Source organism: Hydrogenophaga aquatica (genome assembly GCF_054780915.1).
This window is the reverse complement of the sequence record NZ_BAAGVK010000008.1, coordinates 24,463-49,439: the sequence shown is the minus strand read 5'-3', so window position 1 is coordinate 49,439 and position 24,977 is coordinate 24,463. Positions and strand designations below refer to the sequence as shown.

26 protein-coding genes are annotated in these 24,977 nt (G+C 66.0%); 18 read left to right on the top strand and 8 right to left on the bottom strand.

What is annotated here, in order from left to right:
- Positions 1 to 54: 54 nt before the first annotated feature.
- The 9 genes from dusB to ACYVHH_RS06200 all read left to right on the top strand — a co-directional run bounded on the left by dusB (position 55) and on the right by ACYVHH_RS06200 (position 6,453).
- Entirely contained in the window at positions 55 to 1,065 is a 1,011-nt protein-coding gene (dusB, locus tag ACYVHH_RS06240; protein ID WP_460564267.1) for a tRNA dihydrouridine synthase DusB, read from the top strand.
- Positions 1,062 to 1,298, top strand: coding sequence for a helix-turn-helix domain-containing protein (locus ACYVHH_RS06235; protein ID WP_460564266.1), 237 nt, complete (start codon positions 1,062 to 1,064; stop codon positions 1,296 to 1,298). The genes dusB and ACYVHH_RS06235 overlap by 4 nt, the downstream gene beginning before the upstream one ends.
- 49 nt (positions 1,299 to 1,347) lie before the next feature.
- Complete coding sequence (gene purH, locus ACYVHH_RS06230) at positions 1,348 to 2,955, top strand: bifunctional phosphoribosylaminoimidazolecarboxamide formyltransferase/IMP cyclohydrolase (RefSeq protein ID WP_460564265.1); 1,608 nt, start codon at positions 1,348 to 1,350, stop codon at positions 2,953 to 2,955.
- Positions 2,956 to 3,069: 114 nt separating this feature from the next.
- Positions 3,070 to 3,264, top strand: a complete 195-nt coding sequence (locus ACYVHH_RS06225) for a hypothetical protein (protein WP_460564264.1) — start codon at positions 3,070 to 3,072, stop codon at positions 3,262 to 3,264.
- 130 nt (positions 3,265 to 3,394) lie between these two features.
- Positions 3,395 to 3,919 carry a YeeE/YedE thiosulfate transporter family protein gene (locus ACYVHH_RS06220; protein WP_460564263.1) on the top strand — a complete coding sequence of 175 codons (525 nt, stop codon included), beginning with the start codon at positions 3,395 to 3,397 and terminating at the stop codon, positions 3,917 to 3,919.
- Position 3,920: 1 nt separating this feature from the next.
- The gene (locus tag ACYVHH_RS06215; RefSeq protein ID WP_460564262.1) at positions 3,921 to 4,538 is read left to right on the top strand and encodes a DUF6691 family protein; all 618 of its coding nucleotides are present in this window, start codon (positions 3,921 to 3,923) and stop codon (positions 4,536 to 4,538) included.
- Positions 4,539 to 4,569: 31 nt separating this feature from the next.
- Positions 4,570 to 4,824: a hypothetical protein gene (locus ACYVHH_RS06210; protein WP_460564260.1), complete on the top strand. Its 255-nt coding sequence runs from the start codon at positions 4,570 to 4,572 to the stop codon at positions 4,822 to 4,824.
- On the top strand, positions 4,785 to 5,426 hold the full coding sequence (locus tag ACYVHH_RS06205; protein ID WP_460564258.1) for a DUF6969 family protein: 642 nt from the start codon (positions 4,785 to 4,787) through the stop codon (positions 5,424 to 5,426). Before ACYVHH_RS06210 ends, ACYVHH_RS06205 begins: the two co-directional genes overlap by 40 nt.
- A gap of 40 nt (positions 5,427 to 5,466) precedes the next feature.
- Positions 5,467 to 6,453, top strand: coding sequence for a sulfurtransferase (locus ACYVHH_RS06200; protein WP_460564256.1), 987 nt, complete (start codon positions 5,467 to 5,469; stop codon positions 6,451 to 6,453).
- A 3-nt stretch (positions 6,454 to 6,456) separates the two neighbouring features.
- Here ACYVHH_RS06200 and ACYVHH_RS06195 read toward each other — a convergent pair whose 3' ends face one another.
- Together ACYVHH_RS06195 and ACYVHH_RS06190 are read right to left on the bottom strand one after the other, a co-directional pair.
- A complete protein-coding gene (locus ACYVHH_RS06195) occupies positions 6,457 to 7,236 on the bottom strand; it encodes an SAM-dependent methyltransferase (protein WP_460564255.1) in 780 nt (259 codons plus the stop codon).
- Positions 7,233 to 7,838 (bottom strand): Maf family nucleotide pyrophosphatase, encoded by a 606-nt coding sequence (locus ACYVHH_RS06190; protein WP_460564254.1) that lies wholly within the window; start codon positions 7,836 to 7,838, stop codon positions 7,233 to 7,235. Before ACYVHH_RS06190 ends, ACYVHH_RS06195 begins: the two co-directional genes overlap by 4 nt.
- A 56-nt stretch (positions 7,839 to 7,894) precedes the next feature.
- Between ACYVHH_RS06190 and ACYVHH_RS06185 the strand changes: the two genes are divergently transcribed.
- The 9 genes from ACYVHH_RS06185 (at position 7,895) to ACYVHH_RS06145 (ending at position 19,508) form a co-directional block, all read left to right on the top strand.
- A complete protein-coding gene (locus ACYVHH_RS06185; protein WP_460564253.1) occupies positions 7,895 to 8,272 on the top strand; it encodes a Rieske (2Fe-2S) protein in 378 nt (125 codons plus the stop codon).
- 12 nt (positions 8,273 to 8,284) lie between these two features.
- A complete protein-coding gene (locus ACYVHH_RS06180; protein ID WP_460564251.1) occupies positions 8,285 to 9,256 on the top strand; it encodes a S49 family peptidase in 972 nt (323 codons plus the stop codon).
- A 148-nt stretch (positions 9,257 to 9,404) separates the two neighbouring features.
- The gene (locus ACYVHH_RS06175) at positions 9,405 to 11,252 is read left to right on the top strand and encodes a PAS domain S-box protein (RefSeq protein WP_460564249.1); all 1,848 of its coding nucleotides are present in this window, start codon (positions 9,405 to 9,407) and stop codon (positions 11,250 to 11,252) included.
- Positions 11,219 to 13,588, top strand: coding sequence for a response regulator (locus tag ACYVHH_RS06170; protein WP_460564248.1), 2,370 nt, complete (start codon positions 11,219 to 11,221; stop codon positions 13,586 to 13,588). The genes ACYVHH_RS06175 and ACYVHH_RS06170 overlap by 34 nt, the downstream gene beginning before the upstream one ends.
- Positions 13,589 to 13,598: 10 nt before the next feature.
- A complete protein-coding gene (locus ACYVHH_RS06165) occupies positions 13,599 to 14,753 on the top strand; it encodes an HD domain-containing phosphohydrolase (RefSeq protein WP_460564247.1) in 1,155 nt (384 codons plus the stop codon).
- Between the two features lie 25 nt (positions 14,754 to 14,778).
- Entirely contained in the window at positions 14,779 to 15,990 is a 1,212-nt protein-coding gene (locus tag ACYVHH_RS06160; protein WP_460564246.1) for an FAD-dependent monooxygenase, read from the top strand.
- Positions 15,991 to 16,036: 46 nt separating this feature from the next.
- The gene (locus ACYVHH_RS06155; RefSeq protein WP_460564245.1) at positions 16,037 to 17,047 is read left to right on the top strand and encodes a Bug family tripartite tricarboxylate transporter substrate binding protein; all 1,011 of its coding nucleotides are present in this window, start codon (positions 16,037 to 16,039) and stop codon (positions 17,045 to 17,047) included.
- An 8-nt stretch (positions 17,048 to 17,055) separates the two neighbouring features.
- A complete protein-coding gene (locus ACYVHH_RS06150; RefSeq protein ID WP_460564243.1) occupies positions 17,056 to 18,645 on the top strand; it encodes a thymidine phosphorylase family protein in 1,590 nt (529 codons plus the stop codon).
- Positions 18,645 to 19,508, top strand: coding sequence for a ribose-phosphate diphosphokinase (locus tag ACYVHH_RS06145; RefSeq protein WP_460564242.1), 864 nt, complete (start codon positions 18,645 to 18,647; stop codon positions 19,506 to 19,508). The genes ACYVHH_RS06150 and ACYVHH_RS06145 overlap by 1 nt, the downstream gene beginning before the upstream one ends.
- A 12-nt stretch (positions 19,509 to 19,520) precedes the next feature.
- Here ACYVHH_RS06145 and ACYVHH_RS06140 read toward each other — a convergent pair whose 3' ends face one another.
- The 6 genes from ACYVHH_RS06140 to ACYVHH_RS06115 form a co-directional block, all read right to left on the bottom strand.
- A complete protein-coding gene (locus ACYVHH_RS06140) occupies positions 19,521 to 20,771 on the bottom strand; it encodes an MFS transporter (protein ID WP_460564241.1) in 1,251 nt (416 codons plus the stop codon).
- Positions 20,768 to 21,655: a tryptophan 2,3-dioxygenase gene (kynA, locus tag ACYVHH_RS06135; protein ID WP_460564240.1), complete on the bottom strand. Its 888-nt coding sequence runs from the start codon at positions 21,653 to 21,655 to the stop codon at positions 20,768 to 20,770. The genes ACYVHH_RS06140 and kynA overlap by 4 nt, the downstream gene beginning before the upstream one ends.
- A gap of 31 nt (positions 21,656 to 21,686) precedes the next feature.
- A complete protein-coding gene (kynU, locus tag ACYVHH_RS06130; protein ID WP_460564238.1) occupies positions 21,687 to 22,970 on the bottom strand; it encodes a kynureninase in 1,284 nt (427 codons plus the stop codon).
- A 31-nt stretch (positions 22,971 to 23,001) separates the two neighbouring features.
- Positions 23,002 to 23,640 carry an arylformamidase gene (gene kynB / locus ACYVHH_RS06125; protein ID WP_460564237.1) on the bottom strand — a complete coding sequence of 213 codons (639 nt, stop codon included), beginning with the start codon at positions 23,638 to 23,640 and terminating at the stop codon, positions 23,002 to 23,004.
- 122 nt (positions 23,641 to 23,762) lie between these two features.
- Positions 23,763 to 24,671: a class I SAM-dependent methyltransferase gene (locus ACYVHH_RS06120; RefSeq protein WP_460564236.1), complete on the bottom strand. Its 909-nt coding sequence runs from the start codon at positions 24,669 to 24,671 to the stop codon at positions 23,763 to 23,765.
- Positions 24,671 to 24,973 (bottom strand): YkgJ family cysteine cluster protein, encoded by a 303-nt coding sequence (locus tag ACYVHH_RS06115; RefSeq protein WP_460564235.1) that lies wholly within the window; start codon positions 24,971 to 24,973, stop codon positions 24,671 to 24,673. The genes ACYVHH_RS06120 and ACYVHH_RS06115 overlap by 1 nt, the downstream gene beginning before the upstream one ends.
- Between the last annotated feature and the right edge of the window lie 4 nt (positions 24,974 to 24,977).

The following is a 24,977-nucleotide window of genomic DNA, read 5'->3' as shown; positions in this document are numbered from 1 at the left end:
GCCGCCGTTGCGGGCGTGGCGTTTTTTTCTCTGCCATTTTTGCAGGCTGCCCGAATGCGCATTGGCCCCTACACCTTGCCGAACGCCTTGTTCGTCGCCCCCATGGCGGGGGTGACCGACCGGCCGTTCCGCCGGCTGTGCAAACAGCTGGGGGCGGGCTATGCGGTGAGCGAGATGGTCACTTCGCGGCCGGACCTGCGCGACAGCCTGAAAACGTCGCGCCGCGCCAACCACGAAGGTGAGCCTGGGCCCATCGCTGTGCAGATCGCCGGTACCGACGCCGAGATGATGGCCGATGCCGCGCGCTACAACATCGACCGTGGCGCCCAGATCATCGACATCAACATGGGCTGCCCGGCCAAGAAGGTCTGCAACAAGTGGGCTGGTTCTGCATTGATGCAGGACGAGGCGCTGGCCATGGAAATCGTGGAGGCCGTGGTGGCTGCCTGTCAGCCCCATGGTGTGCCCGTGACGCTCAAGATGCGCACCGGCTGGTGCCAGTCCGCCAAGAACGCTCCTGTTCTGGCGCGCGCTGCCGAATCTGCTGGTGTGCAGATGCTCACCGTGCATGGCCGCACGCGCGAACAGGGCTACAAAGGCGTGGCCGAGCACGACACGGTGGCCGCCATCAAGGCGAGCGTGTCGATTCCCGTGGTGGCCAATGGCGACATCGACAGTCCGCGCAAGGCTGCCGAGGTGCTGGCCCATACGGGTTGCGACGCCATCATGATCGGCCGCGCGGCGCAGGGCAGGCCCTGGCTGTTTCGCGAGGTGGCGCATTTTCTGGCCACCGGCCAGGAAATGGCGCCGCCCACCCCCCAGGAGTTGCAGGGCTGGATGCTGGAACACCTGCACGACCACTACACGCTCTATGGCGAGTACACCGGCGTGCGAACCGCGCGCAAGCACCTGGGCTGGTACGCCCGCGCCCTGCCTGGGGACGCGGCGCGCATCGCCCTGTTTCGCGAGCACATCAACCGCATCGAAAGTTGCGAGGAACAGCTGGCGTGCGTGCGCGACTTCTTCGACAACACCACAAACGAACCCTGGAAACTGGCCGCATGAGCAACCAGACCCTGCCCGACTGTGTGCGGGCCAACATTGAAGCCTATTTCAGCGACCTGGACGGCACCGAGCCCGCGAACATGCACGACATGCTGATGCGTGCCGTGGAACGCCCCCTGCTGGAGGTGGTGATGGCACAAGCCCAGCACAACCAGTCGCGCGCCGCCCAGTGGCTGGGCCTGAACCGCAACACGCTGCGCAAGAAGCTGCTGGAACACGGCATGCTGGACTGACGCCGCCCACCTCGCTCAACCCTTTTCTTCACTCTTAGACCTCGACTCCATGAAAGCTCTTCTTTCGGTCTCCGACAAAACCGGCGTGCTCGACCTGGCGCGCGACCTGCACGCCCTGGGGGTGCAACTCATCTCCACGGGCGGCACAGCCAAACTGCTGGCCGACAACGGCCTGCCGGTGACCGAGGTGGCCGAGGTCACCGGTTTCCCCGAAATGCTGGACGGCCGCGTGAAGACCCTGCATCCCATGGTGCACGGCGGTCTGCTGGCCCGCCGCGACCTGCCCGAGCACATGGCCGCGTTGAAGGAGCATGGCATCGGCACCATCGACATCCTCGTCGTCAACCTCTACCCGTTCGAGGCCACCGTGGCCAAGGCTGGTTGCACGCTGGCCGACGCCATCGAGAACATCGACATTGGCGGCCCGGCCATGGTGCGTTCCGCCGCCAAGAACTGGAAAGACGTGGCCGTGCTGACCGACGCCAGCCAGTACGCCGAAGTTGTGGCCGAGCTGAAGGCAGGTGGCAAGGTGGGTGACGCGACCCGCTTCAAGCTGGCCGTGGCCGCGTTCAACCGCATCAGCAACTACGACGCCGCCATCAGCGACTACCTTTCCGCCATCGATCTGAGCGCTGGCGTGCCAGCTGGTGAAGCCGCACCGCAGCGCCTGGCTTTCCCGGGTCAGAGCAACGGCCGTTTCGTCAAGCTGCAAGACCTGCGCTACGGCGAGAACCCGCACCAGCAAGCCGCGTTCTACCGCGATCTGTACCCGGCCCCCGGCTCGCTGGTCACGGCCGAGCAGCTGCAAGGCAAGGAACTGTCCTACAACAACATCGCCGACGCCGACGCCGCCTGGGAGTGCGTCAAGAGCTTTGACGCGCCTGCCTGCGTGATCGTGAAGCACGCCAACCCCTGCGGCGTGGCCGTGGGCAAGGACTCGCTGGAGGCCTACAGCAAGGCCTTCCAGACCGACCCGACCAGCGCCTTTGGCGGCATCATCGCCTTCAACCGCGTGGTGGACGGCGCCGCCGCCCAGGCCGTGTCCAAGCAATTCGTGGAAGTGCTGATGGCGCCCGCCTTCACCGCCGAGGCGCTGGAGGTGTTCAAGGCCAAGGTGAACGTGCGCATCCTGAAGATCGAGCTGCCCGAGTCTCTGGCGACCGGCCGCACCGACTGGGAACGTGGCCGCAACGCGGTGGACGTCAAGCGGGTGGGTTCCGGCATCCTGCTGCAGACGGCGGACAACCACGAAATCACTCTGGCCGACCTGAAGGTGGTGACCAAGAAGCAGCCCACCCCCGAGCAGCTGCAGGATCTGCTGTTTGCCTGGAAGGTGGCTCAGTACGTCAAGAGCAACGCCATCGTCTTCTGCAAGAACGGCATGACCATGGGCGTGGGTGCTGGCCAGATGAGCCGCCTGGATTCCGCCCGCATCGCCAGCATCAAGGCGGAGCACGCCGGCCTGAGCCTGCAAGGCACAGCCGTGGCCAGCGACGCCTTCTTCCCGTTCCGCGACGGACTGGACGTGGTGGTGGACGCGGGCGCGACCTGCGTGATCCACCCGGGCGGCTCCATGCGCGACCAGGAAGTGATCGACGCGGCCGACGAGCGCGGCGTGGCCATGGTCTACACGGGCGTGCGCCACTTCCGCCATTGATCCAGGTCAAGGTTGCGGCGGCGCGCGGCGCCGCAACCTTGCGTGTGCATACCGGTTGCAGTACCTTTGCCTGGAGGGTCACGTTGGCCCTCTCATTCACGCAAGGAACCGGCCATGACAAGTCATCAGAATCCGCGCGATAACGCCCCCGCCCACGGCGGGAAGGTTGAGAACGACACCAACAAGCCGGGCGACAAGCCCGCCACCCAACTGAACCAGGGCAAGCGCACGCCCGACAGCCGCAGCGACCGGGAGTCGCACGTTGGCAGCCACAACCAGACGCAGTCGCGCCGTGGCTCCGGCCACTGAACGGGCACCTGCCGTTTTTGCCTGGCAACCCCAGGGTAAACACTTATTCATACGTTGACGGGCGAGGTCGCTGCCAGTCATTTCCTTTTTAGAATCTATACCCTGTAAGGTATTTATTCAAGGAGATGGCATGCAAACGGTAGTGCCTTCGTCTGGCGTCAAACCCTTCTGGCCACCGCTGGTGGCGGGCATCGTGCTGGGTCTGGTGCTGTTGCTGACTTTTCTGTGGACGGGTCACGGCCTGGGGGCCACGGGCGCGTCAACCCGCCTGGCCGCATGGCTGGGCATGACGCTGGCGCCCACGGCGACAGCCGCCAACGGCTACCTTGGCCCCATGGTCGAAGGTGGCAACCCCCTGGGCAGCTGGATCACCTGGCAGGTGGTGGGCGTTGCCCTGGGCGCTGTGCTGGCGGCCTTCATGGGCGGCCGCCTCAAGGTGCAACTGGACGGCGCCAGCCGCGTGGGCGCTGGCAAACGCATCGTCACGGCGCTGGCCGGGGGCGTTCTGGCGGGTTTCGGTGCCCGCGTTGCGGCAGGCTGCACCAGTGGCCTGGGGCTGTCGGGCGCTGCCACGCTGGGCATTGCGGCCTTCGTGTTCCTGGGCACTTTCTTCGTGGCGGGCCTGGTCGTCAGCCGTCTGGTCAAGGGGGTGTGAGATGTTTCCATTGAACGACGGCGGCATGTTGTCCGGTCTGGTGTGCGGTGTCCTGTTCGGCTTTGTGCTGGAGAACGCTGGTTTTGGCAGCCCCTGCAAGCTCACAGGGCAATTCTCCTTGCGTGACTGGTCGGTGCTCAAGGTGATGTTCACGGCCATTGTGGTGGCTGCGGCGGGTCTGTACCTGTTGAGGCTGGCTGGCCTGCTGGAGGCAGACGCCGTGTTCGTGCCGACCTCGTTGCTTGTGGCGTCGGCCATTGGCGGGGTGTTGGTGGGCAGCGGTTTTGCCGTGGGTGGCTATTGCCCTGGCACCTCGGTGGTGGGCATGTTCTCGGGCCGGGTGGATGCCTTCCTCTTCATTTTTGGTCTGTTGATTGGCACGTTTGCCTTTTCGGGCCTGTATGGCCCGGCCATTGAGGCCGTGATGGCCATGGGCGAAGTGGAAACCGGTGACACCTTCAGCGATGCATGGGGCATTCCCGATGCGGTGGTGATCGGCCTGATGGCCGTGGCGCTGGTGGGTGTGTTCTACGCGGGCAGCTGGTTCGAGCGGCGCAGCCAGGGCCCGGTGACGGCGCAGGAAGCCGTTGGCACGGACACGGATATGGGCAAGGCCTGATGGCGTGTGAACCTTGATTTGGAGAGTAAAGATGAAACGCACGAGCAAGAAGACTTCGCTGAACCAGGCGCTGGCGGCATTGGTGGCTTCCGCCGCCATGGTCGCGGCTGCACCAGCGGTGCAGGCGCAGCAGGCACAAGACAGCGGCAAGACGGTCAAGGAGCAGCAAACAGGCAACCCTTGCGGGCCAGCCAACCCTTGCGGCCCGGCACAAAAGAAAAAGAAGAAGAAGGGTTCCGACAACCCATGCGCCCCGGGCAACCCGTGCGCGCCAGGCAAGAACTGATCGCCCAGTGGGCGCAGACGGCGGTGGCCGTCCCTCTGGATTACGCCTCCAGCGGGCGCAGCGTGGCCTGGGCGGCCCTGGCCGGTTCCAGGCGGTTCGAGTGCTTGAGGCATTACCCGGCGAAAGACGTTGTCGACCGGGTGAACGGCACGCGGTTTTATTACCACGCGCATGGTGAGCAGCGCTGGAGCGAGCCGGAGCATGGCCACTTCCACCTGTTTGCAGACCGTGCCGCGGCAGATGGCTTCATGCATCTGGCCGCCTTGTCCCTGGACGCGCAGGGCAGGCCGTTGCGCTGGTTTGCCACCAATGGCTGGGTGACCGGCGAGCGCTGGCGGCCAGCGCCTGAGGTGGTGCCCGAACTCGGACATTTTGAAGTGCACGCCGCTGGCCGCATGGCGCCGGTGGCACGCTGGTTGACGGCGATGGCCGGGCTGTTCGGTGACCAGATTGTCCAGTTGCTGTACGAGCGGGATGCCCGGCTGGCGCAACTGGCCAATGGGCGGCCGTTGAGCGAGGTGTGGCAGGACAGGGCGCACGACGTGTTGGCGTCGTGCCCGGCCAACCTGCCGGACCAGTTGGTCCGGCTAGGGCTGGTTTGAAGCGTGAGACTTTTTTTCAACACGGCAAGAGGAGCTAGAAATGAGCAAGTGGATGCAGCGGTTGGTCGTCGGGGCCGCGATGAGCTGGAGCGCCGCAGGCGCATGGGCGGGCGTTCTGCCTGGGCCGCTGGTCAGCACAGCCTGGCTGGCCGACAACCTGGACAAGGTTCAGGTGGTGGAGGTGCGCTCCGACGCCAAGTCTTTCACCGCCGACCCGGTGATCGAGACCGACGCCAAGGGCAAAAAGACCGTTGAGGAGATCGGAGGGCACATTCCCGGCTCGCGGCTCGTCGAGGCCAAGACCATGCGCGTGGAGCGTGAGATCGGCGGTATCAAGGTCAAGTACATGATCCCGCAGCGTGCAGAGTTTGAGCAGTACGTGCAGAAGGCGGGCATTGACGCCGACAAGCCGATCGTCATCGTGCCGCTGGGGCTGGCTTCGCACGACGTGAACGATGCCATGCGCATGTACTGGCAGTTCAAGGTCTACGGGCAGGAGGACATGGCTGTGCTGGACGGTGGCATGGCAGCGTGGCTGCTGGAGGGGCGCCCCTTCGCCAAGGACCAGCCCGCCCCGAAAACCGGCAGCTGGAAGTCGGCGGCGGACCAGACCGCGCGTTATTTCGCCGACTCGGCGGAAGTGGCTGCGATCGTCGAGAAAAAGAACGCGACCCTGGTGGATGCGCGCGATCCCGCGCAATACCACGGCTTGATCAAGCGTGATTACGTGTATGGCTACGGGCACCTGGATGGCGCGAAGTCCCTGGCGCCGGAGACCACGTTCAAGACCAGTGGTGGAGCCGTGAAGATGCTGCCTGTCAATACCTACAAGGCAGTGTTGAAGGCCCAGGGCATCGACCCCGAGGCGCCGGCGGTGGTGTATTGCAACAGCGGCTCGCAGTCCGGCATGCCGTGGTTCATCATGTCGGAGATCCTGGGCAACAAGAGCGTGAAGCAGTACGACGGTTCCCTGCACCAGTGGACGCTGGAGAAACGCCCGCTGGCGGGGGCCGTGCCTTTGCAGTAAACCTCAGCGGCCCAGGAGGAACACCGCTGGCAGCTGCAGGGGCAGCAAGGCGGTGTTTTCTTTTTTCCACTGGGCAACGGTGTGGCTGCGGATGACTTGCTCCGCCAGTGTGGCGCCGAAACACAGGGCGAGCCGGGTGTCGGGCTTGAGTGCGCCGATGGCAGCCTGCAACAGCGCCGTGTTGCGGTAGGGCGTCTCGATGAAGAGTTGCGTCTGGCCGGTCTTGTGGGCCAGGGCTTCCAGTTCGCGCAGGCGTTGGGTGCGCTGCGCCCCGTCTTGCGGCAGGTAGCCGACAAAGGCAAAGTTCTGGCCGTTCAGCCCGCTGGCTGCCAAGGCCAGCATCAGTGACACTGGCCCCACCAGTGGCACCACGCGCAGCCCCAGGGCGTGCGCGGCGCGCACCACTGACGCACCCGGGTCGGCAATGGCGGGCATGCCTGCCTCGCTCACCAGGCCCACATCATGTCCCTGAAGCGCTGGGGCGAGCAGTGGTCGGGCGTCGAAGCCCTGTCCAGGGTCGTGGTCGCCCTTTTTGTGCACCTCACGCGGCAGTTCGACGATCTGCTGCGCCTGCAAGGGCGCGGCCAGCGGCTGGTGCGCGTCCACCCGCTTGAGGAAGGCTCGCGTGCTCTTGGCGTTTTCGGTGATCCAGTGGGTCAGCCCGGCGGCCACCTGCAGTGTGCGTGCGGGCAGGGCCGCCAGCAAGGCCGGGTCGTGGGTTTCGCAGCCAAAGTCCAGCGGTGTGGGCACCAGGTACAGGGTGCCGGGTTGAACGGTGCTCATGGCAGGCGCAGCCCGGCCTGGCGCAGCAGGCGTGCCGTGCGGATGAGGGGAAGGCCCACCAGTGCGGTGGGGTCGTCGTTGTCGATGTGGTCAAGCAGGGCGATGCCCAGACCCTCGCTCTTGGCGCTGCCCGCGCAGTCGTAGGGCCGCTCGATGCGCAGGTAGCGTTCGATTTCGTCGTCGCTCAGGTCGCGGAACACCACACGCACCACCGCCAGTTCGCAGCGTTCAAAGCCAGTGGCCGCGCACACCACGGCCACGGCAGTCTGGAACAGCACGGTCTGGCCGCTCATGCGGCGCAGCTGGGCCACGGCGCGTTCGTGGGTGCCTGGTTTGCCCAGGGGTTCGCCCGCCAGGTCGGCCACCTGGTCGCTGCCGATGACTACCGCCTCGGGGTGCAGCGCCGCCACGGCCCGCGCCTTGGCCAGTGCCAGGCGCTGTGCGATGGCGGCCGGGGTCTCTCCGGGCCGGGGGGTTTCGTCCACTTCCGGTGAAACCACATCGAAAGCCAGGTGCAGGCGCTGCAGCAGTTCGCGCCGGTAGCGGGACGTGGAACCCAGCACCAGCGGGCGCTCGGGTTGCGGGGAAATCGTAGCGTTCATGGCCGTATTGTCGGGACTTTTTCGGCCGCTTCGGTTTTGCGTTACCTTTGCATGCCATGACGTCACATGCTGCCGATCTTCACCCGTTGTGCAACAGTCGCGACCTCGCCGACGGGGGCGAGGCCTGCCCCTTCGACGTGATTTACCAGGGGCAGACCTGCCGGGCCTTCGCCATTCGCTACCAGGGGCGGGTGCATGCCTACTTGAACCGCTGCAGCCATGTGGCGATGGAGATGGACTGGCGCCCCAACCACTTCTTCGACCTGACTGGGCACCACCTGGTCTGCGCCAGCCACGGTGCGCTGTTCCAGCCCGACACCGGGCGCTGCGTGGGCGGGCCGGGGCGCGGCCCCCTGGTGAAGATTGACGCCGTCGAGCACGACGGGGTGGTCTACTGGCGGTCACAATACAACCTGCAACCCATAGCTTTCTGAAGAGCACACCCTATGCAAGACATGACGCAGCCGCCCCAGCCCTCACAACAGCCCGCGCCCGGCTGGGAGCGGGCCACGCTGGAAAAGCTCGCCTTCGCCGCACTGCAGGAGCAACGCGCGGCGCGGCGCTGGAAAGTGGCCTTGCGCCTGCTGTGGCTGGCCTTCCTGGTGTCGCTGGCCTGGCTTGTCTACCGTGACATTGCGCCAACAAGCACTGTCAGCCGCCCCCACACGGCACTCATCGAGATCCGTGGCGAGATCGCCGCCGAGGCCAGTTCGAACGCTCAGGCAGTCATGGGATCGTTGCGTTCGGCGTTCGAGGACCAGGGGGCGCAGGCCGTTGTCCTGTTGATCAATTCGCCCGGCGGCAGCCCGGTCCAGGCGGGCATGATCAACGACGAGATCCATCGCCTCAAAGCCTTGCACCAGAAGCCCGTCTACGCGGTGGTGGAGGAAACCTGTGCTTCTGCCGCCTACTACATTGCAGCGGCTGCCGACAACATCTATGTGGACAAGGCCAGCCTCGTCGGCAGCATCGGCGTGCTGATGGATGGCTTCGGGTTCACCGGTCTGATGAACAAGGTGGGGGTGGAGCGCCGCCTGCTGACGGCTGGCGAGAACAAAGGGTTCATGGACCCTTTCAGCCCACAGAGCACCGAGCAGCGTGCTCATGCGCAGGCCATGCTCGATGAAATCCATGAGCAGTTCATTGACGTGGTCAAGAAGGGTCGTGGAGACCGCCTGAAGATCACCCCCGAGACCTTCAGCGGGCTGGTGTGGAGCGGCCAGAAGGCGGTGAGCCTGGGGCTGGCCGATGATCTGGGCAGCCTGGATCAGGTGGCCCGTGATGTCGTCCAGGCGGAAGACATCATCGATTACACCCAGCGCGAGAACGTGGCCGAGCGCCTGGCCAAGCGGTTTGGCGCGGGCGTGAGCGAGAGTGCCATGAACATGGTGCGCACCTGGGGCCTGCCTATCCGTTGAATTCGATTTTTACGGCAAAAAATGATATTTTGAGGGAATTTATTTGACTTAAATCACTTAATATGCTCAAATCTCAGTGCGATAGATGATTCTGTCGTAGCATATGCGGGAGTCGGCCGTCTGGCTCTGGTGGTTTCTGGAGGAGAGCATGCAATTCGATTGGGATCGCGAGCTGGTGCTGCTGTCCGTGCTGGTAGCGGTGCTGGGGTCGTATGTGAGTCTGTCTCACGCCTTGCGCATGAGAGCATCCGAAGGACATGCGGCGCGCCTGTGGATGGTTGCCGGCGGTTCGACCTTTGGCCTGACGATCTGGTCGATGCATTTCATCGGGATGATGGCCATGCAGCTGCCGGTGGCCGTCTCCTTCGACGTCCGGCTGACGGTTCTTTCAGCGCTGCCCGCGGTGCTTGCCGCGATGATTGGCTTCACGCTGTTGCGCCGTCCGGTGCTGGGGGGGCGCTTGCTGCTGGTGGGCGGGCTGCTGATGGGCGGGGGCATCACCACGATGCATTACCTTGGCATGGCTGCCATGCGCATTTCCCCGCCTCCTGTCTATAACGGCTTGATTGCAACGTTGTCTGCACTGGTCGCCGTTGGGGCGTCGGCAGGCGCTCTGTACATCGTCTACCTGAGCGAACGCAAGGCCTGGCTGCACTGGGTCTACCAGCTGTTGGGTGCGACGATGATGGGCTTGACGGTGTCAGCGATGCATTACATCGCGATGAGCGGGACTTCGATAGCCCCAGGCAGCATAGGCCTGGCTGCCACCACGCCCATTGACATGCATGAACTGGCATTGGGCGTGGTGTCTGGGGTGGCGGTGCTGCTGGTGAGCGGCTTTGTGGCCAGCGTCTTTGACCAGCGCCTGCACCTGCAGAGCAGTGAGGTGATGACGAAACTGCATCAGACCGAGCAGTTGTTGCGCGAGATGACCGACAGCCTGCCTGTGGCCGTTTTTCGTTTTGAAGGGCGTGACTTGCGCACCGGGCGGTTCGTGTACGTGAGCCGCCAGGTTGCCCAGATTTTTGGTATCGGCGCTGCTGAACTGATCGAAGATCCGACCGCCTATTTCCGCTTGCTGCCGGAAGCAGACAAGGCAGAACTGGTGGCGTCCATAAAACGCAGTTTTGCACAGCGCACCGGCTGGCAACACGAGTTTCGCATCCAGTTGCCCGGAGGGGAGGTGCGGTGGATACACGGTGAAGTCAGTGCCGGTGTTCAGACGGAAGACTATTTCATCTGGAACGGGTATTGGGTTGATGTGACCGAACGTCACATGCGGGAAGAGCGAATGCAGAACCTGCTCGAGTTCAACCCGGACGGCTTGATCATCGTCAACGAGCAAGGTGTGATCACGCAGGTCAACGGCCAGGCGGAGAACCTCTTCGACTACCGCAGGGAGGAACTGGTGGGCCAGAAGGTTGACATCCTGATGCCTGAAGCGAGTCGCTTGATGCATGCGGATTTCATGCGCGACTACTTCCGTGACCCCCGAGACACCCAGATGCGCAATGGCCGCGACGTCGTCGGGGTGCTTCGCGACGGCGAGAAGATCGCCATCGAGGTCAGCCTGAGCCCGATGGAGACGGACAACGGGCTGTCCGTGATCGCCTCGGTGCGTGACGTGACCCGCCGCAAGCTGGCAGAGAACAAGCTCCGCGAAACGGAAACGATGCTGCGGGAGATGTCCGATCACCTTCCCGGGGTGGTCTACCAGTACATATCCTTCGGGAACGGCAAAGGCAAGTACACCTTCATCAGCAGACACGTGAAAGACCTGTTCGGCGTGGAGCCGGAGGACGCGCTCAAGGATGGCGCGGTGGTGGAGCCCGCGTTGCACGAGGAGGACCGCGAGAGCGTGATCGCCGCCATCGTTGGTTCGCAGCGCACGGGACAGCCTTGGGTCTCGGAGTTCCGCATCCGCCACCCCGATGGCTCGATCCACTGGGTCAAGGGGCGGCGGTGCCGGTGCGCCCGCTGGACATGGATGGTGTGACGATGTTCGATGCCTTCGTCTGGAGCGGTTACTGGATCGACATCACCGAAGCCAAGCACATGGAAGCGGCCCTGGCCGATGCAAAGGACGCCGCCGAGGCCGCCAGCCAGGCCAAGAGCGATTTCATCGCCAACATGAGCCACGAGATCCGCACGCCGATGAACGCGATCCTTGGCATGTCCTACTTGCTGCAGCAGGGTACTCTGGAGCCGGTCCAGCGCAACTACGTGGCCAAGCTGCAGCAGTCGGGGCAGCACCTGATGGGCATCATCAACGACATTCTGGATTTCTCGAAGGTGGAGGCAGGGAAGCTGGCCATCGAGCACATTGAAATGGACCTGGAGCAGGTTCTGGACAACGTTGCCAGCCTGGTGGGTGAGAAGGCCAGCTCCAAAGGGCTGGAGCTGCTTTTTGACATCGCGCCCGACGTGCCAACGGCGCTGGTGGGCGACCCGTTGCGGTTCAGGCAGATTCTGGTGAACTACGTCAGCAACGCCGTCAAGTTCACGGAGCGCGGGGAGGTCACGGTCAATGTGCGCAAGCTGGCCGAGGACGACACCACCGTGAAGCTGCAGGTGGAGGTGGCCGATACGGGCATCGGGCTGACGGACGAGCAGAAGGCGCGGCTGTTCCGCAGTTTCGAGCAGGCCGACAGTTCCACCACGCGCCGCTATGGTGGCACCGGGCTGGGGCTGGCCATCAGCAAGCGGCTGGCCGCGCTGATGGGCGGCAGCGTGGGCGTGGAAAGCCGGTTCGGCGAGGGTTCCACGTTCTGGTTCACGGCCACGCTGGGCAAGAGCCAGCGGGGGCAGCACCGGGCGGTGCTGGAGGCCGACCTGCGGGGCAAGCGCATGCTGGTGGTCGACGACAACGCACACGCCCGCGAGATTCTTGCCAACCTGCTGCGTTCCTTGAGCTTTGACGTGGAGGCGGCGGATTCGGGCGAGGCCGGGCTGGCTGCCGTTGCCGAGGCGGACCGCACGGGCAAGCCGTTCGACCTGCTGTTGCTGGACTGGCGCATGCCCGGCATGAGCGGCGTCGAGGCAGCGCGGCGCCTGGCGGCGCTTGGCCTTCAGTCGCCCGTGCCCCGTTGCATCATCGTCACCGCGCACGGCCGCGAAGAGGTGACGGGCGAGGCGCGCTCTGCCGGTGTCGAGGACGTTCTGGTCAAGCCGGTCAACCCGTCCATGCTGTTCGACGGCGTTGTGCGGGCGCTCACCCGCCACCAGGCGGTGAACGAACGGCAGGAAAGGCCGCAGAACCGTGCGGTCGACGATCCGGAGATCGCAGCCATCCGGGGTGCCAGGGTCTTGCTGGTGGAAGACAACGAGGTCAACCAGGAGGTGGCGCGCGGCCTGCTGGCCGCTCATGGGGTGGTGGCCGACATTGCCGGCAACGGGCAGGAGGCGATTGAACGCATCGGGCTGGCGCCTTACGACGCCGTGCTGATGGACATGCAGATGCCGGTGATGGATGGTCTGACCGCCACCCGGGAGATCCGCCGCATGGGCACATACGGCCACATCCCGATCATCGCCATGACGGCCAACGCCATGACGGCTGACCGGCAGCGGTGCATGGAGGCGGGCATGGTCGACTTCGTGGCCAAGCCCATCGATCCCCCGGAACTCCTGCGGGTCTTGCAGCGCTGGATACGTCCCCGCGTGGTTGTGGAACCGGTCCAGGCGCAGGAAGAAGGGCCTCGGCACCCCACGGTGCCCGCGGATCTGTACGGCCTGGACACGGGCGCGGGGCTGCGCCGCATGGCGGGGAACGCAGGCCTGTACCTGGCGATGCTGCGCAAATTCGTTGCGGGCCAGGCCGATGCGGATGAGCGTATTGCCTGCGCCATGGAGCAGGGCGACTGGGACACGGCCGAGAGACTGGCGCACTCCCTGAGGGGCGTTGCCGGGAACCTGGGCGCTGTGGAACTGGAGAGGCTCGCGGCGGCGCTGGAGTCGCGGCTGCGCGAGCCGGCAGGGCGCGTAGGTGCCCAGGAACAGCTGGACAGCCTGTCGCGTGAGCTGGCCGCGCTGGTGGGGGATGTTGAAGCCCGCCTGTCACTGCCCGAGGGCGCCAGTGCCACAGGACCGCAGAGCCGATTGCAGGCGGTGGCGCTGCTCGACAGGCTGGAAGGCCTGCTGCGGGAGGATGATCCCGAGGCGGCAGCGCTGTTCGAGGAGCACGCCAGCACCCTCAGGCCGCTGCTGGCATCGCGCCACGACAGGCTGGCCCGTGCCGTGGAAGAATTTGATTACACCGTGGCGTTGAACGTGTTGACGGAGGCCCGTGCCCAGGGCGCTGGTCAGGACACGGGTGCCAACCCGGGTCATTGAGGAGAAGATCGTGGACGACGACAGTGCGAGCAAACCCCTGGTGCTGGTGGTGGACGACACCCCCGCCAACCTGCAGTTGATGGGGGCCATCCTGAAGCAGAACTACCGCGTCAAGGTGGCCAACCACGGAGACAAGGCCTTGCAGATAGCGGCAGGGCAGCCTCGGCCGGACATCATCCTGCTGGACATCATGATGCCGGACATCGACGGCTACGAAGTCTGCAGGCAGCTCAAAGCCGATCCGGCCACCTCCAACATCCCGGTCATCTTCCTGACGGCCAAGACCGAGGTCCAGGACGAGGCGCTGGGGTTTGCCTGCGGCGCGGTGGACTACATTTCCAAACCGATCAGCCAGCCTGTGCTGCTGGCGCGCGTTCGCTCGCAGCTGCAGCTCAAGCACATGGCGGACTTCCTGCGCGACAAGAACGGCTTTCTGGAAAGCGAAGTGGTGCGCCGGACACAGGAAATCACTGCCATTCAGGACGTGACCATCACCGCCATGGCATCCCTGGCGGAGACCAGGGATGGCGATACCGGCAACCACATCCGGCGCACCCAGAACTACGTGCGCGCACTGGCGCGCAAGCTGCAAAGCCATCCTCGGTTTGCTGCTCAGCTCGACGACCGCACCATTGAAATGCTCTACAAGTCGGTTCCGCTGCACGACATTGGCAAGGTGGGTATCCCGGACCGCATCCTGCTCAAGCCCGGCAGACTCACAACCGATGAATTCGAGGTGATGAAGACCCACACCACACTTGGCCGGGATGCCATTGCGAACGCCGAGAAATCGCTCGGCCTGCAGGTGGCGTTCCTGCGCATCGCCAAGGAGATCGCCTACGGGCACCAGGAAAAGTGGGACGGCAGCGGTTACCCCGAAGGCTTGCGTGGTGACGAGATTCCCGTGTCGGCAAGGTTGATGGCGGTTGCCGACGTCTATGACGCGCTCATCAGCCGGCGTGTGTACAAGGACGGCATGCCGCATGAGCAGGCTGTGCGGATCATTGTCGAGGGCAAGGGCACGCACTTCGACCCGGACATGGTCGATGCGTTCGTCGACATCGCCGAGGAGTTCCGCGCCATTGCGCTGCGCTTTGCCGACAGCGATGACGACCTGTCCCGCAAGGCCGAGCAGTTGAGCGTGTTGGCCGGAGGCGCTGGCTGATCCCCGTTGGGGCACAATCGTCGCCATGACGACGAATCTCGTGGTGGTGGGCGGGGGCATGGCCGGTCTGGGCGCGGCTCTCGCATGTGTACGTGCGCGCCCGGATCTGCGCATACAACTGATTGAGCAGGCGCCGCTGTTTTCTGAAGTGGGGGCGGGCATCCAGCTCGGTCCCAACGCCGTGCGCGTGCTCCACGACTGGGGGCTGGCCGACGGGCTGGCGGAGTGTGCGGCGTTCCCTGAAGAGTTGGTGGTGCGGGATGCGGGCACGGGTGAATCCCTGGGCCGCCTGGCGTTGGGCGCGCGTGCACGCGAGCGCTACGGCCAGCCCTATGCCACCATCCACCGGGCCGACCTGCATTCGCTGTTGCTCGATGCCGTGCAGGATCACCCGGGTGTGTCTTGCCATCTCGACCAGCGGCTGACCGGTCTGCGCACCCAGGGCGACGTCGTGCGGCTGGACACCAGCGGGGACATGAGCCTGACGGCGCCTGCCGTGCTGGGCTGCGATGGGCTGTGGAGCCGCACGCGTGAGCTGGTGCTGGGCGACGGTCCCCCGACGTTCTCCGGGCATCTGGCTTACCGTGGCATGGTCTACATGGCCGATCTGCCGCAGCGGCTGCAGCGCCAGGCCGTCACTGCCTGGCTGGGGCCGCGCCTGCACGCCGTGCAATACCCCGTGCGTGGCGGCGAGTGGATGAACGTTGTGGTGGTGGTCGAGGCGCCGGTACCGGAGGGTGCGCAGGGCTGGGACCACGAGGCCCATGCAGCCGAATTGCGGACGCTGCTGGGCGACACGGCCCGTGACCTGGATGAGGTGCTCAACGCCGTGCTGCAGTGGCGTTTGTGGCCGCTGAACGCGCGCCATCCGGTGCGCGGGCCGCAGGAGCAGGTGCGCGGAAGGGTGGCGCTCATGGGCGACGCGGCTCACCCAATGAGGCCTTATCTGGCACAGGGAGCGGCCATGGCGCTGGAGGATGCCTGGACGCTTGGCCGGTTGCTGGCCGCTGTACCGGCGCCTGGCGCGCCAGACTGGCCGGACCTGCTCAAGCGCTGGGCCGCGGTCAGGTGGTCGCGCAACGCCTGGGTGCAGGAACGATCCCGGCGAAACGGGGTCCTGTTCCATGCGCAGGGGCCTTTGCGCTGGGCGCGCAACTTCACCATGGCAGCCTTGGGGGAGTCCGTGCTGGACGTGCCCAGGCTGTACGCGGGCCCGCCCATGCCGTCAACGGCTTGAGACAAATCCAGGGCGGCAACCGCCCGCATGCTTGAAGGAGACAGCCATGGCCGATCAACGCCAACCCCGTTCCATTCGCCGCCGGGATGCCGTGCTGGGCGCGCTGGCCACACTGATGGGCACCGCCGCCCAGGGTGTCTGGGCCCAGAACGCCGCAGGGCAGGCCTGGCCCAGCCGTCCCATCAGGCTGGTCGTGGGTTTTCCTGGCGGGTCGTCGCCCGACCTGATGGCCCGCGCCATCGCTGAACCGCTGTCGCAGGCACTGGGGCAGCCCGTGGTCGTGGATAACCGGCCGGGGGCTGGTGGAAACATCGCTGCCGATCTGGTGGCGCGCGCCACCGACGGACACACCCTGGGCCTCATGATCAACGGCAACATGACGATTGCCAAGATCCTCAATCCGGCCACGCCCTACGACCCTTTGAAGGACCTGGCGCCCGTGTCGTTGCTGGCCACTGCGCCGCTTGTGCTGGCCGCCTCGCCCAAGGTGCCTGGCCAGGGAGCGGCGTTCCTTGCCGCCGCGCGTCAATCTGCAGCGCAATGGAACTACGGCACGCCGGGCATCGGCACGGTGGCCCACATCGGCATGGAGATGCTCAAGTCCGCGGCGGGCTTGCAGGCCGTGCATGTGCCTTATCCGGGCAATCCGCAGGTCATCAACGCCATGATGCAGGGCGATGTGCAGATGGCGCTCCTGCCGCCTGGCCTGGCCATGGCACAGGTGCGGGCAGGCAAGCTGCAGGCCGTGGGGGTCACGTCCGCAGGCCGCAGCACCCTGGCCCCCGAGGTGCCCAGCCTGGGTGAGGCCGGCGTCAAGGATTTCCAGCTGGAGATATGGAACGCCGTTGCCGCGCCGGTTGGCATGCCCAAGGCCCAGATCAACCGCCTGTCTGCATTGCTGGCCGGTATCGTGCGCGAGCCGCAGGTGCGTGAAAAAATCTTCGCCCAGGGGTGGCAGGTCGCAGGCACCTCCGCCGAAGGGCTGGCCAGACGCATTCAGGCCGACACGGCCAAGATGCGCGAGGTCATTGAGCGCAACCAGATCCGTCCGCAGTGAGGCGCAAGATGAATCCCGTGTCCAGTCAGGCACCCGAGTCCGGGCCGGTCCATGCGGGTGCGGCGGTGCTTCAGCTGCGCCGCGTCGCCATCGACACCTACCGCGAGAACGTGGCCTACCTGCACAAGGACTGCGAGGTCTACCGGGCTGAGGGTTTTCAGGCCCTGTCGAAAGTGGAGGTTCGTGCCAATGGCAAACGCATCCTGGCCACGCTCAACGTCACGTCCGACCCCCGCATCGTCCGGTGCAACGAACTCGGCTTGTCGCAAGACGCCTTTGACCAGCTGGGCGTGGATCAGGGGCACACCGCGTCCATCCAGCAGGCCGAGGCGCCGGTGTCCATCGCCGCACTGCACCGCAAGATCGATGGGGAGCGGCTGGGGCGCGAGGACTTCCACGCCATCGTGCGCGACATCGCCGAGCACCGCTATTCCAAGATCGAACTGTCGGCCTTCGTGGTGGCCACCAACCGGGGTGAGCTGGACCGCGAGGAGGTGTTCTTCCTGACGGAGGCCATGATCGACAGCGGCCGCCGCGTGGACTGGCACGAGCCGCTGGTGGTGGACAAACACTGCATTGGAGGCATACCAGGCAACCGCACGTCAATGCTGGTGGTGCCCATCGTCGCGGCGCATGGCCTGGTCTGCCCCAAGACATCGTCACGCGCCATCACATCGCCCGCAGGCACGGCCGACACCATGGAGGTGCTGGCCAACGTGGAACTGCCCTTCGACCGCCTGGCCGAGATCGTGCGCGAGCACCGCGCCTGTCTGGCTTGGGGCGGCACGGCCGAGCTGTCGCCTGCCGACGACGTGCTGATCTCGGTGGAGCGCCCGCTGTCGCTCGATTCGCCTGGGCAGATGGTGGCTTCCATCCTGTCCAAGAAGATGGCCGCAGGCTCGAACCACCTGGTCCTGGACATTCCCATCGGGCCCACCGCCAAGGTGCGTTCCATGCCCGAGGCGCAGCGCCTGCGCCGCCTGTTCGAGTACGTCGCGCGGCGCCTGAACCTGTCGCTCGACGTGGTGATCACCGATGGCCGCCAGCCCATCGGCAACGGCGTGGGCCCGGTGCTGGAGGCACGTGACGTGATGCGCGTGTTGGAGAACCACCCGTTGGCGCCGCAAGACCTGCGCCAGAAGTCGCTGCGCCTGGCGGGCCGCCTGCTGGAGTGCGACCCCGACATCCGGGGCGGTGACGGCTACGCCATCGCGCGCGACATTCTGGATTCGGGCCGCGCACTGAAGAAGATGATGGCCATCATCGAGGCGCAGGGCGGCAAGGCCTTTGACCACGAACATCCCCAGTTGGGCGCCCTGAGCTTCGACGTGTGCGCGCTGCAGGACGGCGTGGTGACGGGCATCGACAACCTGCGCATTGCGCGCATTGCCCAGCTGGCGGGCGCCCCCAAGGTACAGGGCGCGGGGGTGGACTTGGCACGCAAGCTGGGCGACCAGGTGCGTGCAGGCGAGCCACTTTACCGCGTGTACGCCAGCTTCCAGTCCGACCTGGAATTCGCCCGGCAGGCCACGCTCAAGGACAACGCTTACACCCTGGGTGGCCCGGGTGACCTGCCACACGTCTACGTGGAGTTCTGATGCTGCTGTACTTTGAAGACGAGGCCGCTGCCGCCACCCGGCTGGCAGAGGCCGCCGGTTTGCCAGCAACCCTGGTGGAGTGCCACCGCTTTCCAGATGGCGAGCTGAAGCTGCGCCTGCCTGCGCCGCTGCCTGAACAGGTGGTGGTGTTTCGCGGCCTGCACCAGCCCAACGAGAAACTTGTGCAACTGCTGCTTGCCGCACGCACCGCGCGCGAGTTGGGTGCGCGCGACCTGACGCTCGTGTGCCCCTACCTGGGCTACATGCGCCAGGACATGGCCTTCCGCCCCGGCGAGGCGGTGAGCCAGCGCATCGTCGGCGGCTTTCTGGCGGGTTTGTTCAATGCGGTGATCACGGTAGACCCGCACCTGCACCGTGTGGCTACGCTGGGCGAAGCGGTGCCGGTGGCGCGGCCCGTGGTGCTCAGCGGTGCCCCCGCGCTGGCCGACTGGATTGCCCAGCAGCGACCTGGCGCCTTGCTGCTGGGGCCAGACGAGGAGGCCGCGCAGTGGGTGGCCCAGGCCGCCGCACGGCATGGCAACGACAGTGCCGTGTGCCGCAAGGTGCGCCACGGCGACCGGCACGTGGAAATTGAATTGCCCGATGTGCCCTTGCTGGGGCGGCAGGTGGTGGTGCTGGATGACGTGGCCAGCACCGGGCACACGGTGGCGCGTGCCACGCGGCTGCTGCTGGCGGCGGGTGCTGCGTCGGTGGACGTGGCCGTTACCCACGCCCTGTTCGCGGGCGACGCCCTGCAGGTGATGCGTGAAGCGGGCGTGGGCGATGTGTGGAGCACCGACTGCATTGCCCACCCGACGAACGTCGTGCCCATGGCGCCGTTGCTGGCGCAGGCGCTTCGCTGAAACGCGCGGGTTTCAGGCCGCCGTGTCGTGGGCGGGCCTGGGCGGAGCAGGCAGCCACCAGAAGGACAGCGCGCCCAGGGCCAGCAACCCCCCGGTGGTGGCCAGCGCTGCGGTGTAAGGTTCCAGGCCGTGCTGCTGCGCTGCCGACGCGGCCCAGCCCGTGAGCGACTGCACCAGCGCCACCCCCAGGAACATGGCCATGGTGAACACCGACAAAGCCCTGCCGGTCATGTCGGCGCTGTAGGCCGACCGCACGTTGGCATACTGCAGCACGCCTGCGCCCGACAGGGCGCCCACCAGCACCATTCCTGCCACGTCCGTCCAGGCGTTGTGCCACACGGCCATCAGCATGAAAACGAAGGCCGTGGAGCAGGCGAACACGACAATCCACCGCCGCCGCGACGCCGCGCCCGGGTCGAACCGGCCGAACACCGCAGGCATGAAGAGCGACAGCACCGATACCGCCAGTGCCACGTTGCCCACGTCCAGCAGGCTGAAGCCGTGCCGGTGAATCAGCAAAGGCCCAAGCCAGAGCCCGCGCAGGGTGAGGAAGGCGGCATAGCTGACCAGCGCCAACGCCATGATGCCCAGGGTATGCGGCAACAGAAACAGCGAGCCGAAGCCCCGCAGCGTGCTCAGCAGGGTGGCCGGGCGGTTGCCTGTGTTGCTTGCGGGCTCCTTGAGCTGCGAGCGGATCAACAACCACGCCAGCGCGGCCAACACCGCCAGAAGGCCGAAGCCCGCCCGCCAGGATGTCTGCTGCACCCACCAGGCCATGGGCGTGCCCGTGAGCAACAGACCCAGGCCACCCAGGCCCAGCGCCAGCCCAGAAAAGAAGGCAAAGCGCTTGGGCGGGAAGTGCCGCGCAATGTAGAGTGTGCACGTGACGAAGGCGGGCGAGCAGCCCATGCCGATCAGCGCCTGGCCCAGCACCAGCACGCTGTAGTTGGGCGCCAGTGCCGAAACGACCGCCCCCAGAATGGCCAACGGGAACACCGCCAGCATGGTGCGGCGCAGGCCGTAGTAGTCCAGCGCCACGCCCATGGCAAACTGGCTCAGCCCGAAGGCAAACGCAAAGGTGCCCGCAAACAGCCCCAGGGCCTGGGCTGAGAGCCCGAATTCCGCTTGCAGCCCACCGGCGATGATGGCAGTGACGGTGCGGAAGGCCTGGCTCAGCGCGAAGCCTGCAATCAGTGCCAGCAACGGCCACCAGGCACTGCGGTCTTGTTGGAGGGAAGTGTAGTCGGCAGAAGGTGGGTTCACAGGTCGGTACGCAGTTTCCAGATTTCCGGAAACAGTACCACGTCCAGCATCTTGCGCAGGTAGCTGGTGCCGCCGGTGCCGCCCGTACCGCGCTTGAGCCCGATGACGCGCTCGACAGTGGTGAGGTGGCGGAAGCGCCAGAGGCGGAAGGCGTCTTCCAGGTCGGTCAGTTCCTCGCCCAGCTGGTAGAGGTCCCAGTGCTGTTCGGGCTGGCGGTACACCTGCAGCCAGGCCTGTTCCACCGCTTCGTTTTCCACGTAGGGCTGAGTCCAGTCGCGCTGGGTGTGGCTGGCGGGCACGGCCAAGCCACGGCGGGCCAGCAGGCGCAGGGCTTCGTCGTACAGCGATGGCGCCTCGTAGGCGGCCTGCACCATGGCCAACAGGTCAGGCCGGTGCGCGTGCGGTTTGAGCATGGCCGCGTTCTTGTTGCCCAGCGCGAATTCGATGCAGCGGTACTGGTAGCTCTGGAAGCCGCTGGACTGTGCCAGGTAGGGCCGGATGGCGCTGTACTCGGGGGGCGTCATGGTGGCCAGCACGTCCCAGGCGTGCACCAGCTGCTCCATGATCTTGCTCACGCGCGCCAGCATCTTGAAGGCCGCAGGCAGCTGGTCACGCGCCACGCAGGCCACGGCGGCGTGCAGCTCGTGCAGCATCAGCTTCATCCACAGCTCGCTCGTCTGGTGCTGCACGATGAAGAGCATTTCGTTGTGGTCGGGTGAAAGCGGCTTTTGCGCGTTGAGGATGGCGTCGAGCTGCAGGTAGTCGCCATAGCTCATGGCATGGCTGAAGTCGAGCTGCGCCTTTTCCTCGTGCACGATGGTTTCGGTGTGGCCGGTGGCATGGACCGGGCAGCCGCTGCTGGCAGGCTGGGCGTGTGGGCACATGGGGTGTCTCCTTGTCGTTCGCTTCGGGGCTTCAGGTCACGGCGTGCTGCTGGTTGAACTCAGGCCGTTGCCATTCGCCCGTGACCAGCACCTGGCGCAGGTGTTCCACGCTGTTCCACACATCCTCAAAGCCCAGGTAAAGCGGCGTGAAGCCGAAGCGCAGGATGTCGGGCTGCTGCGCGTCGCCCGCGCGGAAGTCGCCAATCACGTTGCGTGCGATCAGCGCCTGCACGATGGCGTAGGCGCCTTCTGAACGGGACAGACACACTTGTGAGCCGCGCTGGCTGCGCGCGCGCGGCGTGACCAGGCTCAAGCCGTGCCCTGCGCAGCGTTCCTCCACCAGCTGGATGAACAGGTCGGTCAGCGCCAGCGACTTGGCGCGCAGCGCTGCCATGCCGCCCAAGGGTTCGGCGGCCAGCACCGTGTCCACGCCGCAATCCAGCGCGGCCAGGCTGATCATGGGTTGCGTGCCGCACATGAAGCGCGTGATGCCGGGGGCGGGCTGGTATTCCGGCGTGAAGGCGAAGGGTGCGGCATGCCCCCACCAGCCGGCCAGCGGTTGCCACAGGTCCTTGCCCAGGCGCGCGGCGTGGCGGGTGTTCATCCAGGCGAAGGCCGGGGCTCCAGGGCCACCGTTCAGGTATTTGTAGCCGCAACCCACGGCAAAGTCGGCGTTGGCGCCGTTCAGGTCCACGGGCACAGCACCGGCGCTGTGCGCCAGGTCCCACACCATGAGCGCGCCCGCGCCTTGCACGGCGGCCGTCACGGCGGGCATGTCGTGCATGGCGCCAGTGCGGTAGTTCACGTGGGTCAGCATCACCACACCCACGTCGGGGCCCAGCGTGGCGGGCAGCTCGGCGGCTTCGATCAGGCGCAGCGTCCAGCCGCGTTCGCGGCACAGCGCCTCGGCAATGTACAGGTCGGTGGGGAAGTTGCTGCGCTCGCTCACGATCACCCGGCGCGCCGGGGCGGCCTGGGCCTGCAGCGTCATCGCCAGGCTCAGCACCTTGAACAGGTTGACCGAGGTGCTGTCGGTGGCCACGGTTTCACCAGCGCGGGCGCCAATCAGCTGGCCGATCTTGTTGCCCACCTGCTGCGGCCACTGGAACCAGCCAGCCGTGTTCCAGCTGCGGATCAGCCCTTGCCCCCATTCCTGCTGCACTACCTGCGCCACGCGGGCCGGGGTGGCCTTGGGGCAAACACCCAGGGAATTGCCGTCCAGGTAGATCACGCCTTCGGGCAGGTCGAACAGGTCGCGCAGGGCGCGCAAGGGGTCCTGGGCGTCCAGGCGCTGGCAGTCTTGCAGTGTCGTCATGTCTCTCGTCTCTTTCTTCGGGGGCGGGTGTTCAGGGCAGGCTGCGCAGCACGGCACGCACCGGGCTGGCGTCGGCCTGCATCAGCTTCAAGGGCAGGGCGATGAGTTCGTAGTCGCCTTCGGGGACCTCGTCCAGCCACAGGTTTTCCAGCACGCGCAGGCCGCGCTGGCGGATCACCTGGTGGCTGTCCAGCGTCTTGCTGTCGGCCGGGTCGATGCTGGCGCTGTCAATGCCGATCAGCAGCACACCCAGGTCGGCCAGGCGTTGTACCGTTTCGGGCGCAAAGGCGGGCAGGGCGGCATCCCAGCGGTCCACAGGCATGCGTTCGTAGGTACGCACCAGCAGGCGCGGCGGCAGTTGCGCCGGGTGGGGAATGGCGTGTTCGATGTGCTCCCAGCGCACCAGCGGACCGCACCCCATGGCGTGCACCACGCGGCAGGGGCCGATGAAGGCGGCCAGGTCCACCGCGCCTATGGCGGCGCCTTGCGGGTCGTAGTGCAGAGGGGCGTCGGCGTGCGCGCCAACGTGCGGCGTGGTGGTGATGGCGCTGACGTTGACCGGGCACCCCGGCCCGAGCGTGGCCACCCACTCCTGGCGGTAGGCGGTGTCGCCCGGAAACACCGGCGTGGCGGTGTTGACGGGCGGGCTGATGTCCCAGATCTTTTGCATGGCGGCGAAGTTAGCACCCGGTGAAAAGTCGTGGTGTCGGTTATTTCCAACACTCCGAAATTATTTTAGACCTAAAGCATGTTTCAGGTCTTGGGCGTCCGACGCACGGCGCCCGGGGTGGGTCAGCTCAGGCGCGCCACCAGCACTTTCAGGGCCCGGTCGGCGGACACATCGGCAAACACCGCCGGGTTGGGCAGACGTTCCTGCACCACCAGGCCGGGGGCTTGCTGTGCCAGTTGATCCTGCAAGAAGGCCAGCGGCAGTTCTGGCGCGTTCAGGCAGAGCAGGGCGTGGCCACCGGGTATCAGCAGGTCGGGCAGGCGGCGCAACAGGCGGGCGTAGTCCTTGCCCGCCACAAAGCTGCCCTTCTGGTAGGCGGGCGGGTCCACGATCACCAAGCCGTAAGGCCCCATGCGAGTGACCTTGCCCCAGGAGCTGAACAGGTCGTGCGCCAGAAAGCGCGCGCCGCCGCTCAGGCCATTGAGGTGGTGGTTGCGCTGTCCGATCGCGATTGCGCCAGACGCCATGTCCAGGTTGATCACTTCCTTGGCACCGCCTTGCAGCGCCGCCACCGAAAACGCGCAGGTGTAGGCAAACAGGTTGAGCACTTTTTGCCCGGCGGCATGGGCGCGCACCCAGCGCCTGCCCTCTGCCATGTCCAGGAACAGGCCGTGGTTCTGCCCCTTGAGCACATGCACCAGGTACTGGGCTCCGTCTTCGGTGACGATGTGCGGGTCCGGAACGGTGCCGCCCATCAAGCGGGTGTCAGGGCGCCCGTCGGTTCGGCACTGGAACACCCAGTTCAGGGGCTGGCCGGGCGCCAGCTGTTCCCAGCGGCAGGCCAGTGCTTCACCCACGGCAAGGACCTGCTCTTCAGCCACTTCGCCAAAGTGGGTCAGCACCCAGACCGGGGCGTACCAGTCCAGCGTCCAGGCTTCACACCCAGGGTACATGCCACCTCGGCCGTGGAACACGCGTTGCGCGTCACGCGGCAGTTCCAGGCGGGAAATCGCGTCCAGCAGGGGTTGCATCAGACGGGCGCCATGCCGTGGCGCTGCCGGGCGCGGGCGCAGGCATCGCTGCCTTCCTCGAATTCCCGGCAGGGCGAGGGCCGCCACTCGTAGATGCCGCAGCCCACCTTTTCGCCCAGCTTGCCGGTGAGCGCCGCGCAGCGTATGGGCACGTGGTCCGTGCCGCGCATGCGGCAGGTGTTGCCGTTGACCTCGACCGTCAGGCCCGACGGTACCTGGCCGCCCTCGGTGTCGAGTTCGTAGATGGAGAAATCCACGCGGAAGTTGGCGCAGCAGGCGCCACAGCACTGGCAGGCACTCATGGTG